Annotated in this window: 13 protein-coding genes; 8 read left to right on the top strand and 5 right to left on the bottom strand. The window is 27.1% G+C overall.

The genetic code is table 11. The features are described from left to right. Positions 1-150: 150 nt before the first annotated feature. The 4 genes from KPL38_RS15235 to KPL38_RS15220 all read left to right on the top strand — a co-directional run bounded on the left by KPL38_RS15235 (position 151) and on the right by KPL38_RS15220 (position 4,301). A complete protein-coding gene (locus tag KPL38_RS15235; protein ID WP_246577989.1) occupies positions 151-948 on the top strand; it encodes a sensor histidine kinase in 798 nt (265 codons plus the stop codon). A gap of 173 nt (positions 949-1,121) precedes the next feature. Then, the gene (locus KPL38_RS15230; protein WP_216290007.1) at positions 1,122-1,298 is read left to right on the top strand and encodes a YtxH domain-containing protein; all 177 of its coding nucleotides are present in this window, start codon (positions 1,122-1,124) and stop codon (positions 1,296-1,298) included. A 373-nt stretch (positions 1,299-1,671) separates the two neighbouring features. Beyond that, a complete protein-coding gene (locus tag KPL38_RS15225; protein ID WP_216290005.1) occupies positions 1,672-2,970 on the top strand; it encodes a helix-turn-helix domain-containing protein in 1,299 nt (432 codons plus the stop codon). A gap of 26 nt (positions 2,971-2,996) precedes the next feature. Then, positions 2,997-4,301 carry a helix-turn-helix domain-containing protein gene (locus KPL38_RS15220; protein ID WP_216290003.1) on the top strand — a complete coding sequence of 435 codons (1,305 nt, stop codon included), beginning with the start codon at positions 2,997-2,999 and terminating at the stop codon, positions 4,299-4,301. A 42-nt stretch (positions 4,302-4,343) separates the two neighbouring features. On the opposite strand, the gene KPL38_RS15215 is transcribed toward KPL38_RS15220, so the two are convergent. Together KPL38_RS15215 and KPL38_RS15210 are read right to left on the bottom strand one after the other, a co-directional pair. Then, the gene (locus KPL38_RS15215; protein ID WP_216290002.1) at positions 4,344-5,069 is read right to left on the bottom strand and encodes a type 1 glutamine amidotransferase; all 726 of its coding nucleotides are present in this window, start codon (positions 5,067-5,069) and stop codon (positions 4,344-4,346) included. 43 nt (positions 5,070-5,112) lie between these two features. Next, entirely contained in the window at positions 5,113-6,471 is a 1,359-nt protein-coding gene (locus KPL38_RS15210) for a Mur ligase family protein (RefSeq protein WP_216290001.1), read from the bottom strand. Positions 6,472-6,743: 272 nt separating this feature from the next. Here KPL38_RS15210 and KPL38_RS15205 point away from each other — a divergent pair, with 272 nt between their 5' ends. Together KPL38_RS15205 and KPL38_RS15200 are read left to right on the top strand one after the other, a co-directional pair. After that, a complete protein-coding gene (locus KPL38_RS15205) occupies positions 6,744-7,616 on the top strand; it encodes a DMT family transporter (RefSeq protein ID WP_216290000.1) in 873 nt (290 codons plus the stop codon). A 589-nt stretch (positions 7,617-8,205) separates the two neighbouring features. Continuing rightward, a complete protein-coding gene (locus KPL38_RS15200; protein WP_216289999.1) occupies positions 8,206-9,033 on the top strand; it encodes an undecaprenyl-diphosphate phosphatase in 828 nt (275 codons plus the stop codon). A gap of 120 nt (positions 9,034-9,153) precedes the next feature. Here the strand turns inward: KPL38_RS15200 and KPL38_RS15195 are convergent, their stop codons facing one another. Next, complete coding sequence (locus KPL38_RS15195) at positions 9,154-10,026, bottom strand: ComEC/Rec2 family competence protein (protein ID WP_216289998.1); 873 nt, start codon at positions 10,024-10,026, stop codon at positions 9,154-9,156. A gap of 174 nt (positions 10,027-10,200) precedes the next feature. Between KPL38_RS15195 and KPL38_RS15190 the strand changes: the two genes are divergently transcribed. Continuing rightward, the gene (locus tag KPL38_RS15190) at positions 10,201-10,929 is read left to right on the top strand and encodes a lysophospholipid acyltransferase family protein (protein WP_216289997.1); all 729 of its coding nucleotides are present in this window, start codon (positions 10,201-10,203) and stop codon (positions 10,927-10,929) included. Between the two features lie 436 nt (positions 10,930-11,365). Then, positions 11,366-11,827, top strand: a complete 462-nt coding sequence (locus tag KPL38_RS15185) for a hypothetical protein (protein ID WP_216289996.1) — start codon at positions 11,366-11,368, stop codon at positions 11,825-11,827. 91 nt (positions 11,828-11,918) lie between these two features. Here the strand turns inward: KPL38_RS15185 and KPL38_RS15180 are convergent, their stop codons facing one another. Then, positions 11,919-12,140 (bottom strand): DUF378 domain-containing protein, encoded by a 222-nt coding sequence (locus KPL38_RS15180; RefSeq protein ID WP_216289995.1) that lies wholly within the window; start codon positions 12,138-12,140, stop codon positions 11,919-11,921. Positions 12,141-12,220: 80 nt separating this feature from the next. Beyond that, positions 12,221-12,604 (bottom strand): aspartate 1-decarboxylase, encoded by a 384-nt coding sequence (gene panD, locus KPL38_RS15175; RefSeq protein WP_216289994.1) that lies wholly within the window; start codon positions 12,602-12,604, stop codon positions 12,221-12,223. Between the last annotated feature and the right edge of the window lie 131 nt (positions 12,605-12,735).

Raw genomic sequence — 12,735 nt, 5'->3', positions numbered from 1 at the left:
AGGAATGTTAAATTTAATTAACATATTCCTTTATCCTTTTTATATTTTAAGGGTTACTTAAATTTGCAAGTTACTTATATTATTAGGATATATTAAACTACACGTCTACAAATAATAGATGTTACAAATGAAATCAAGGCTAATATTGTTATGGAAAAAGCATTAAAATTACAGGGAGAATTTCTTGTTAATGTATCTCATGAGCTTAAAACACCATTAAATGTTATATTTGCGACAGCTCAATTATTTAAGATGTATTGCGATACTGGGTCACTTGATGATAAGAAGGATTCAATTGTAAAATACATAGACTCAATTAAGCAAAATTCATATAGATTATCTAAAATTATTAATAATATAGTTGATTTATCAAAAATTGAAGCAGGATTCTTTAAATTAAATTTGTCAAATAACAATGTAGTTGAAGTAGTAGAAGAAATAGTAATGTCTGTAACAACACTTACTGATAGCAAAGGACTAAATATTATTTTTGATACAGATTCCGAGGAAAATATTATTGCATGTGATTCAGAGAAGATAGAGAGAATTGTGTTAAACCTTATATCAAATGCTATAAAATTTTCGCATGCAGGTGATGAAATATTTGTTGATGTTACGAGTAATGATAAATTTGTTGAAATATCAGTGAGGGATAATGGAATTGGTATTGAAGAGAAGGATTTGGATATGATATTTGATAGATTTAAGCAGGTAGATAAATCATTGTCGAGAAACGCAGAAGGTACGGGTATTGGTTTAAGCTTAGTTAAGTCAATTGTTGAATTACATGGCGGTAGCATAAATGTTGAAAGTGAGTTTGGGAAAGGAAGCAAGTTTACAGTTAAACTACCAAAGGTAAAAGTGCTTCATGAAAATATGATATATAGTAGCAATGTAAGAAGTAAAGACGAGAATATTCAAGTAGAACTTTCAGATGTTTATTCATAATTAATTTATGTATATATATTTAGCAAATATATATAAAATATAAAAAATGACTAGGTTATTTTTATGATTAATTGTATTAATATCCAAAGTAGTTTTGAATTTGAAAAAGAAGACTAATTATATAAAAAAATGCACATCCTATAATAAATCATAAAAGAAAGGATGTGTAAATTATGCATAATAAATTTATGTCAACAATTACTGCTGGTGCAATAATTGGAGTAGTAGCAGGTACAATGTTAATTCCTAACATGGACAGAAGTACGAGAAGAAGAGCTAAAAAGACAGGCAAAATGGTAATGAATATTGCAGGTGGAATGTATGATAGCATGAAAGACTATATGCTATAAAAAGTATTAAAAACTCTAAATTATATTAGAATATATAGTTTAGAGCTTTTAATTTTGTTATTAGAAAATTAACTGTTTAAACTATATTAACGAATATAGTTTAAAGTTTTTAATTTTGTTATTAGAAAATTAACTGTTTAAACTATATTAACGAATATAGTTTAAAGTTTTTAATTTTGTTATTAGAAAATTAATTGTTTAAACTATATTAACAAATATAGTTTAAAGTTTTTAATTTTTTCACTGAAAATTCAAGACTTATTCATACATTTTGAATTATTTAGGTAAACTATGTTATAATTGAATTAAAATTGTCGATTTGTTTAATTGAAGAATATTCTATATATGACAATGTTATAAAGGAAGAGTGATTATGGAGATATTGTCTTTAGGAGAAAAGATAAAGAGGAAAAGAAAAGAATTTAATATGACATTGAAGGACCTTGCAGGAAATAGAATAACTCCAGGACAAATTAGTCTAGTTGAATCTGGGAAATCAAATCCTAGCATGGATTTATTAGAATATTTGGCAAATACTTTACATACTGGTGTTGAATATCTTATGGAATCGGAGGAAGCTCAAGCAGAAAAAATATGTTTGTTTTATCAGAATATTGCTGAATCACATATTTTAAATGGTGAATTAGTACAGGCTGAGCAGAACATAGAAAAATCTACATATTATTCTGAAAAGTATAAATTGGAATATAGAAAAGCTAGAAACCTTTCTTTAAGTGGAGATATATACATGGAAAGGAAAGAAATTGCTGAGGCTCAACAGGTATTTCTTTCTTCTAATGTAATTTTTATAAAGAATAATGCTTATGAAGAAATAATTAAAACATTTCTAAAACTTGGTGTAATAACACTTGAACTTAAGGGTTATCAGTCAGCTTCAAGTTACTTTAAGCAAGCAGAAAAAGTATTTATAGATAATGAAATAGGAAATGATTTCTTATTGGGTAGGATATATTATTATATAGGGTTCACTTATTTTAAATTAGAAAATATAGAGAATGCTATTAAATATTCATATTTAGCTCAAGAAAAGTTTAAACAAATAGATAACAAGAAAGAATATGCTAATTCACTTTTGCTATTAGCGGATGAATACAATGAAAAAGGTGAAATTAAGAATGCCATAAAGTATTCTAAGATTACTTTAAAAGTATTTAGTGAAATTAATAATTTAACTTATGTAGCAGAAATAGAGAATAATTTAGGGAAATTGTTTTATGAATTTGAAAATGTGGAGGAATCATTTCTACATTTAAATAAGGCCAAGGAAATAAGGCAAAAAACTAATGACTCTAAATTAGTAGATACGTTAGTAAACATTTGTGAAAATTATATTAAACTTAAATCGGTAAGTAAAGCCAAAGAAATTTTAGAAGATATATTAGATTATATAGAAGATGGTAATTGCTTCGCTTTATCTCAATATTATTTATTAAAATATAGAGTGGATTTACTAGAAGGAAATAAGTTGGAAGCTGAAAAAACTTTATTACAAGCACTGAAATTTTCTAAGGAACAAGAACAAAAGAAAGCATCAGCTGAGATATCTATAATGATCGGAAAGTTCTATATTGATGGTGGTAGAGGATTAGATGCAGCTAAATATCTAGATGAGGGTGTAGCGTTATTCAAAGAATTAGGAATTATTAATTAAAACTATTTTATGGTTAGGTGATGAGAATGAAAATATTATCAACGGGTGAAAAGATAAAAAGGAGTAGAATATATAAGGGGTATACATTAAGAGAAATATGTGATGATAAAATATCAGTATCTAAAATGAGTTGTATAGAGAATAATAAGGTAATGGCTGAACCTTGGATACTTGAACTTATTAGTAAAAAATTAGACATAGATATTGAATATCTCAATGAAAATGTTTTAGAACAAGTAGAAGAAAATATTAAGTCATTGAAAGAGGAAGCTATAAGTTGCAAGAATGCAATGAAAAACAAAAAAAATGTTGGTGATAATGATAAGGCTTTTGAAGAGAAAGTATCTTACAATTTAGAGTTCGCTGAAAAATATAATTATTATGATTTAGCTATCGAATTAATACATATGTTGTTTAATTTTTATTTGGATAAAAAGGATTTTGAGAAGATTCAATCCATTACTTCAAAGTATTATGATTTACACTTAAAGACATCCACAGAAGATAATCAGTTAACATATTATATAGACATGGCAAGACATTTATATATAAAAGGTGATTATCTTCAAGCTTCAAGTTATTACTGTAATGTACGAAAAGGATTAACAGAGAACAAAATCATTAATTATAAAAAATTGATTATAGCTACTTATAACGAGGCAGCATGTAATATCATGTTGAAAAATTATGAACATGCATATGACGTTGGAATAAAACTATTAAACTTGGTAGGACATGTGGATACTGAATTTAAAGCAGCTGGGATATACCATATGTTAGCAATGTTATCTATAAGAATGAATAATGGCAAGTTTGCAGAATATGAAAAAAAGTCATATGAATTGTATAAGGATAAAGATTCTAGCAAGGCACTAGCTATTTTTAATTATGGATCTACAATGTTTGATTGCGATATGAAAGAAAAAGCAGTTGAATATATAACTAAGGGGTTAACTGTATATCCTAAAAACAATAAGGTAGGACTAGTTAGCTATATGTTAGATTGCGTAAATGAACTCATTGAAAATAATGTAATAGATCTTGCACAATCTATCTCTGATGAAGTATTAAACTATGCAATAAATTTAGATGATATTAAATTTATAGAAAAAAGCTATTATTACAAAGCTATTATTCTTGATAAACAGGGCAAATCATCTAGTGCAGAGATGTATATGAATTTATCTTTAGATTCATTATTAAAATTTGGAACAAAGCAAGATATATATAAACGTTACTTAGAAATGGGCAATATGTACCATAAACTTTGTAATGTGGCTGATTCTATAAAGTACTTTAGTTTAGCAGTGCAACTTGAAAAAAAGATGTAGGCTTGGAATTTTCCAAGGTCTACATCTTTTTTATATAATGAATTATTTAGTGCTTTCTCTATTTATTATAAATTCTTTAGCTTTAAGTTCTAAACTATCGTCTAATGAAGTTAAAGCTACTTCATCATATTTATTGTTTAATGCTAATGTGAGGATCCTATCAGCAAGTTCTGGGTTTTTAGATAGAAGTGAACCATGAAAATAAGTGCAGAATGTATTTTTATAAATGCAACCCTCATAACCATCTTCTCCGTTGTTACCATATCCAACTTCAACTTTGCCAAGTGGGGTTAAATCATTGATATATGTTCTTCCTGAATGATTTTCAAACCCTACATAAGTTTCATCAAAGACTTCATTATGAATAATGGTGTTACCTATAAAACGTTTATCTCCACCCTCGGTGTAAATATTTAAGATACCAAGTCCCTCTAATTTTTCACCATCGGGTGTAGTATAATATTTCCCAAGCAATTGATATCCACCACAAATGGCCAAAAATACTTTTCCACTTTCAATATACTGCTCCATTGCAGATTTCTTGAATTCTATTAAGTCAGGAGAAACTATGGCCTGCTCATAATCTTGCCCTCCACCGAAAAATACGATATCATAATCCTCGGCATTAAATATATCACCCATAGATACATTAACAATATTTACTTTAATGCCTCGTAATTCAGCTCTGTGTTTCAATATTAAAATATTTCCTACATCTCCATATACATTCAACAAATCAGGATACAAATGACAAATATTAATTTCCATAGTAATTTTGTTTACCTCGCTTTCTAATTAAGTTTTAGTTATATTACCAAATTTTATTTATGTAACCTTTAGTGTGTAGAAATTTTCTCAAATTAATCATAGCAGTATAAGTTGCTAGTACATAAACTATTTCTCCGTGGCAGGACTTGATTTTATTTAATAATGTTTCATCATCACTACATAAAAGGAAGGACTCTGAAGAGAAACCGGCTACCTTAAGCCTTATAGCCATATCGTATAGGCGTATTCCCGATATAATAATTTTATTAATATTAAGGTTAGTTAAACGTTCAAAATTTACATCCCAAATCCATGAAACATCTTTTCCGTCCGCATAATTGTCATTAAGCATAAGAGCTAAATTTATTTTCCTTTTGTCCAAATTAATGGTGTTTACAGCCTCATCATAGCCAGCTGGATTTTTGACTAATATTATTTTAACTTCGGTGCCTTCAATATTTAAGGTTTCTTGTCTTCCAAAGCTACTAGCCACAGTTTTGAGAGAGCGTTCTATAGTTTCATCTTCAATGTTTAATAACTTAGCTACAGAATACGCACATAATGCATTATATATATTGTAAGTACCTGGCTGGTTAATGTAATATTCTTTACTATTAAAATGAACTACTGAACCACTTGTGTTTAATTCAATAATTTTGTCTACAAAGTATGTAAGTTCTGGACGTTTATATCCACAACCACTGCAGTAGAAATCGCCTAAATGGTTATAGGTAATAAAATTGTATTTATAAGGTGATTTGCAGATTGTGCAAAACTTAGCATCTGCATTAATATCTACAATATTGTTATCATTAACTTTAGTAGCAAAGCCGTAGTATACCATATTATTTTTAACAGTTAAATTTCCAAATAATGATTCATCTCCATTAAGTAGGAGAGTTGATTCTGGAACTTTATTAATTCCTTCAAGTATTTTTTTTAGGGTTGTATATACTTCCCCATATCTGTCCATCTGATCTCTGAATAAATTAGTAATAGTAATAATACTAGGGGTTATATATTCAGTTACAAACTTAAGATTGGCTTCATCTACTTCTATAATAGCAAATCTTTTCTCTGAAGATTTCTTAAAAGAATAATTAGAAATAAAACATGCAACTATTCCAGTATACATATTTGCTCCAGTACTATTGGTAATTACGTTCTTATTACTATCCCTTACAATACTGTAAATCATGCTTGTTGTTGTGGTTTTACCATTTGTACCGGTTATAAGTATAACCTCATAATTATTAGCAATTGTTTTCAAAATGTTTTTATCAAGCTTTATGGCAATTCTGCCTGGAAAATTAGTGCCACCTTGAAATATAAGCTTTGATAATTTCATAACAGTTTTTGAAACTAATATACTGAGTAATGACTGAATTTTAATTTTGAACACATCCTTTGATTGTACTTATGTATTTACAATTATTATTGACATTTCTTATATGATTTTAAAGAATAATTGTTCATTTTTGTTGCTAAATAAATAGTTATATCTTTATGATAATATAATTTTATAACATTGTTGCTTAAATGTCTAACATATTAATGTAATTTAGCTTTAAATATTATGGTTTTTTATCTATTTATTTGTTAGAATATAACTATAACACACAAACGTTAGATTTAAGAACAAGTGTGATTTTATATTGGGAAAGGTGTGTTACTTTGAAACAAGGGTATATTTACTCGATTTTTTCTGCTATATTATTTGGAAGTGCGGGACTTCTTGTTAAATTAGCATATGTAGGTGGAATTGATTCTATAAGTTTATTAACACTTCAATACATTATAGCTGTACCATTAATGTTTACACTGATGTATGTTTTTAATAAAAAGTCTCTTAAAGTAACAAAACAACAATTATTAAGATTAGCAGTACTTGGTATAATTGGAAATACATTTATGACAGTGTTTTATTATACAGCTTTTAATTATTTACCTATACAGATGGTTGCTATATTATTATACACTTATCCCATAATGGTTTTTATATATTCAATTGTGTTTAAAAAGGGACAATTAGGATACAAAAAAACTTTTGCAGTGTTTATAGCATTTGCGGGTTGTGTTTTAACTTTAGACATTTTATCTGGACAGATTAAATATTCGTTTAAAGGAGTGATATTTGCCTTAATATGTGCAATGTTTTATGCTTTTATGAACATATACAGTGAAGAAAGATTACAAGGATTAGGACCATTAACGATTAATGCCTATTCTACTTTTTTTTCATTAACAAGTCTTATTATATATAAATTTCCTACTTTTGTTTTTAGCGGTTATATAACTAAAAAACTTTTTATATATACGACTATACTTGCTATATTTTGTGAAGTTATCCCGTTAACATTGTTATATGCTGCTATAAAAAGAATAGGCTCACTAAAGGTATCTATAATAGGAAATCTTGAAATACCAACGGCTATGATTGTATCCTTTTTTGTATTGCATGAGCAAGTTACAAGTATGCAAATAATTGGTACTATTTTAGTGATAAGTGCAATATATATGATAAAAACTGAGCCTATTATTAGATAATACAAAAATTCCAAGGTAAATGGCATATACAACGTTGCTTTTTTATGTGAATTTCTTTGTGAATATGATATACTCATTTAATAAATAAAAAATTATTAGAAATATAAAAAATAGACTAGGAAATTAGCTAGTTATTTTTTTGGTTTTTTTTATAGCCTAGCTAATAATAAACAATTTAATTTTAAAAGTGGCCAAGTAAGGAGGGATTTATTTTTGCTATTTTTGTTAAGAATGTGAAATCATTAGCAATATTACCAACTGTGAATTATGTGAACATAGTTAAGAAAAAAACAGAGACTATAATAATTGTAAAAAAAAGATTTTAAAAATGATACTAAAGAGGTAAATAGCTTTATAATTGGGGTATTTATGAATGATTATATGTTACCATAATACTACATAAGTGTTAATAATTCTAATTATAAAAAAGTATAAACTTTTTATAGTTTATAAATTTAAAAAGGAATTAACTCTATTAAGTTTCTAAAAGATGGTAAAATTCCATCAAGGGATGTAATAATAGAAAAATAAATATATTATGGTACAAAATAAATTATAACAAATTATTTTTAGAGGGGAGCAACATTAGATGAATTTAAACATTATATTGGCGTTTAAAGCAATAATAATAGCGATAGTAGAAGGTATAACAGAGTTTATTCCTATTTCCTCTACTGGACATATGATAATTGTTGGAGATTTTATAAATTTTAAAGGAGCATTTGCAACTAGTTTTGAGGTAGTAATTCAATTGGGGGCTATTCTCGCAATTATAGTTCTATATCGTAATAAAATATTTAACTCAATTGTGGAGCTGTTTAAGTGGAAAGATTCAGGTGTTAAATTTTGGACTAATATTATAATTGCATTTTTACCAGCTGCATTTTTTGGATTTCTTTTAAATGATAAAATAGATCAATATCTTTTTAATTCGGGAACTGTTGCCGTTGGGTTAATAGTTGGAGGAATTTTAATGATAATTATAGAAAATAAATTTAGAGATAAGTATACTACAGATAATGTAGATAAAATAAGTATTAAACAATCATTTAAAATAGGATGTTTTCAATGTCTTGCGTTATGGCCTGGTATGTCTAGATCAGCATCAACTATAATGGGAGGCTGGATTTGTGGCGTGTCTACAATCGCTGCAACTGAGTTTTCTTTTTTCTTAGCTATACCTACAATGCTTGGAGCTACAACATTAACATTAATTAAAAGTGGAATGAATTTTAGTGGTGGAGAAATAATTATTTTGATTATTGGTTTTGTAGTTGCATTTTTAGTTGCATTACTTGTAGTTGAAGGATTTGTAGCTTATTTAAAGAAAAAACCTATGAAAGTTTTTGCTGTTTATAGAATTATTGTTGGTATTGCATTGATATGTTTAATTAAATTTGGTGCGATTTCATTATAAATAATTACTTTAACTTGAGTATGTATATGTGATTAATTTATGAGATTAAACAAAAAAGGCTAGATAACTAGTCTTTTTGTTTATTTAATGTAAATATTAGGAGTGATGTTATAGTTTTGATTAGTTTCCTTGAAACTTTTTTATGCTTGTTCCATCACTTATAAGTACGATGTTTTTGTCTATATCTGTTCTATAAATCATACAATTTATTTTTTTAAATTTATCTAAGGTTTCCGTATGGGGATGACCGTATGTGTTGAAGGCTCCACAACTTATTACAGCTATTTTGGGCGAAACTTCATTTAAAAACTTTGGTGAAGTTGAAGTTTTACTACCATGATGACCGACTTTGAGTACTTGGGCTTTTAGATTATAACCGTTGGATATTAGTTCTTGCTCAGCCTCTATTGCTGCGTCACCAGTGAATAAATATGATGAATTTTTGAAAGATATTTTTATAACACATGAATAATCATTAGTATTTTCGTAAGTTTCACTGTTAGGTGATAACATAACACAGGAGGTATCAGGGCCTAAATCTAAATACATGTTGGGTCTAGCAATATGTATTTTAAGATTTTTACTTCTTAAAGCTCTAATCATATCAGTAAATGATTGTGATGTAGCGGTAACTTTAGGTGCAAAGAATTCACCAATATCAAAGGCGTTAATTATACTAGACATACCACCTATATGATCTTCATGAGGATGAGTAGCAACTATATAGTCAAGTTTAGTAATATTATTATTTTTTAAATATCTAATTAACTTTTGTTTTGAATCACTCGTACCGCTATCAATTAATAGGTTCTTATTATTTACTTGAATAAGTATACAATCGCCTTGTCCTACATCAATAAAATGAGTGACCATATTGTTTTTTAGATCAAGATTAGTTTTTTGTGTGGAATTATAAACTATAGTTGCACATGTTGTTACGAAAATTAAAACAACGCAAATTAAAGTGTATTTCAACCAGGCTTTTTTAGGCATACAATTAATCTCCTATGTATATATTTGAGGTTTACATGTAATATTTGAAGCATATAAATGATTTTGTCCAAATATTAAAAAAAAAATCAATACCTAATGTTAAATTTGAAATAAGGGCTACTAACTAGTATAATTACAGTTGTAAATTAATCTAAGAGCGAAAGGAACAGATATATGAGAACTATATATTTTTATTTACTTATTATCACTAATTTAATATGGATAAACTTTAAGAAACCGAAATTTAATCATATAAAAAAGCAAAAGTCTATTAAAGAGGCTGAGGATTACCTATTTAAGGTCGCTACTAAATGGTCTAAATTTGTGCTCAAGGCTGCAAGCTTAAATTTAACAGTAATTGGGAAAGAAAATATACCAAATGAAGCTTGTCTTTTCGTGGGAAATCATCAAAGTGATTTTGATATACCAGTAATACTTTCTAATATGAATAGACTTACTGGTGCAGTTGCGAAGAAAAGCATGATTAAAATACCAATAATGAGCTATTGGATGAAGTTAATACATTGTGTATTTATAGATCGGGAAAACCCAAGAGCAGCATTAAAGTCAATGGCTGAGGGCGTTGAAAATTTAAAAAAAGGATATTCTATGTTCATTTTTCCTGAAGGGACTAGAAGCAGAAGTAATAATATGGGTGAATTCAAGAAAGGAAGCATGAGGCTTGCAATAAAGGCTGGAGTTCCTATTGTTCCTATAACACTTTTTGATACTTATAAGGCAATGGAAGGTAATAACGGAAGAATAAAAAAGGCAAATGCTAAATTCATAATAGCTAAACCTATATATCTTGACGGAATGTCAAAGGAAGAGAAAGCTAATATATCAGATACGGTTAAGAAGATAATTCAAGGCAATTTAGATAAAGAATATAGCAATTCTTAAAATTATATACTATTCTAAAAAATTTAAAGAAAGAAGCAATTTATAGTTTAAATATAAATTGCTTCTTTTTTCTGTTATTGTGTTTATTACTAATCATGTCTTTTGGTCATAATATCCTCTACTATAGATATTTTATTTTGTAATAGTTCATTATCATTTTCAAGTTTTAGTATTGTATTTTCAGCTTTTTCATTTTTACTTTTTACAGTGTTTATAGTGTTTTGTAATTTCTTGATTTTTAGTGCTTTTTCATCTATTGTTGGTTTGTATTTTTTACTTAAAGTGAAATTTTCATTGATTAAAAAGCATGTTTCATTATAAAATGTAATTAGATATATTTTAACTTTTTTAGTAATGTTTTTTAAACTGATAATAAGAAAATCTATAAATTTATTAATAAATAATCACCTCAATTACATTTTACATAAAAAATACTATGAAAGGCAAGGTAATATTAATGGATAAAAATAATAATGACCATTTTTTAAAGAATATTAAGCATAAGATAGATAAACTTAACATAAAAGAAGAAGAACATGAATTACAATTAGTGAAGCAAATAAAAACACTTGAGCATAACAATGTTACTATTGAAAAATTTCAGTTTACTCATGATATATTATATGATAAATATAATAGTTTAATAAGGTTACTTGAAAAACAAGGAATAATTTTTGAAATTAATTTTAATGAATACAAGCCACACCAGTGGGAAAATCTATTAGTAGTAAAAATATCAAATGGATATGAAATTCGTACAAAATCAGGAAGTACTCTAAAAATGTTAGATGAAAATTATTCGAAGATTATTAGAGATATAAGTGAAAAAGAATCACACAGTTTAATTGTAATAAGAGTTACAGATAAAACATCGTTAGTACAACTTAGATTTAGTTAGAAATTATAATATGTTAAAAAAATTAATACAAAATAAAAGAGCTGAATTAAAAAACTCAGCCCTTTTACCTTTAATAAACATTTACTTAAAACTATTTAACTTCTGTTGTGTCGCTATGTCTATCTCTGTCTCTGCCTAAGAAGGATAAAGAGTATAGACCACATAAACCTACTAAAGCAAAAATAATTCTCGTTAATGCAGTACCTGTACCGAATAAACTTGATACTAGGTCAAATTGAAAAAAACCAATTAATCCCCAGTTTATAGCTCCTATAATAACTAATACAAGTGCAGTAATATCTAATGCTTTCATTGCAAACATCTCCTTTTTAATTAATTCTTATTAATATTGTTTGCAATTTTTAAAAAAATATTACAGTATTATAAAATAAATTATTTTATTTCACCATGTTTTTCATAATGTGCAATTTCTAATAATTTATTATTTTCATCAACAAATACTACTGTAGGCTTAATATTTTTTGCCTCTTCTTCATTAATTTGACAAAAAGTCATAATTATTATTTTATCACCAGGTTGAACACATCTTGCTGCAGCTCCATTAATACACATGGTACCGCTACCAGCACCCCCTGCAATAACGTAAGTTTCAAATCTGTTTCCATTGTCAATATCTACAATTTGAACTTTTTCATATTCTAGGATATTTGAATTTGCCATTAATGATTTGTCTATAGTTATACTTCCAACATAATTTAATTTAGCATCGGTAACAACAGCCCTGTGTATCTTAGATTTTAACATGGTTAATATCATATTAATTCCCCCTGTATTTCTTTGATAGTGTTAACACTATCTTTGTTTTATTTATTTAAGACCCTGCAATTGCAAGGATTGTAGCTGTTTTTAAGAAAAAAAACAATGACCCCCTCTTTCTGGTATAATTG

The organism is Clostridium psychrophilum, from assembly GCF_018861705.1.
Classification (GTDB): Bacteria; Bacillota; Clostridia; order Clostridiales; family Clostridiaceae; genus Clostridium_AD; species Clostridium_AD psychrophilum.
Note: the sequence above shows the minus strand (reverse complement) of the source record. Positions and strands in the feature narration are given on the sequence as shown.

Coding starts and splice junctions, on each gene's coding strand:
- KPL38_RS15185 (WP_216289996.1), top strand. CDS start 11,366: ATGAAAGGCAAGGTAATATTAATGGATAAAAATAATAATGACCATTTT.
- KPL38_RS15195 (WP_216289998.1), bottom strand. CDS start 10,026: ATGCCTAAAAAAGCCTGGTTGAAATACACTTTAATTTGCGTTGTTTTA.
- KPL38_RS15200 (WP_216289999.1), top strand. CDS start 8,206: ATGAATTTAAACATTATATTGGCGTTTAAAGCAATAATAATAGCGATA.
- KPL38_RS15215 (WP_216290002.1), bottom strand. CDS start 5,069: ATGGAAATTAATATTTGTCATTTGTATCCTGATTTGTTGAATGTATAT.
- KPL38_RS15235 (WP_246577989.1), top strand. CDS start 151: ATGGAAAAAGCATTAAAATTACAGGGAGAATTTCTTGTTAATGTATCT.
- KPL38_RS15220 (WP_216290003.1), top strand. CDS start 2,997: ATGAAAATATTATCAACGGGTGAAAAGATAAAAAGGAGTAGAATATAT.
- KPL38_RS15180 (WP_216289995.1), bottom strand. CDS start 12,140: ATGAAAGCATTAGATATTACTGCACTTGTATTAGTTATTATAGGAGCT.
- panD (WP_216289994.1), bottom strand. CDS start 12,604: ATGATATTAACCATGTTAAAATCTAAGATACACAGGGCTGTTGTTACC.
- KPL38_RS15230 (WP_216290007.1), top strand. CDS start 1,122: ATGCATAATAAATTTATGTCAACAATTACTGCTGGTGCAATAATTGGA.
- KPL38_RS15190 (WP_216289997.1), top strand. CDS start 10,201: ATGAGAACTATATATTTTTATTTACTTATTATCACTAATTTAATATGG.
- KPL38_RS15225 (WP_216290005.1), top strand. CDS start 1,672: ATGGAGATATTGTCTTTAGGAGAAAAGATAAAGAGGAAAAGAAAAGAA.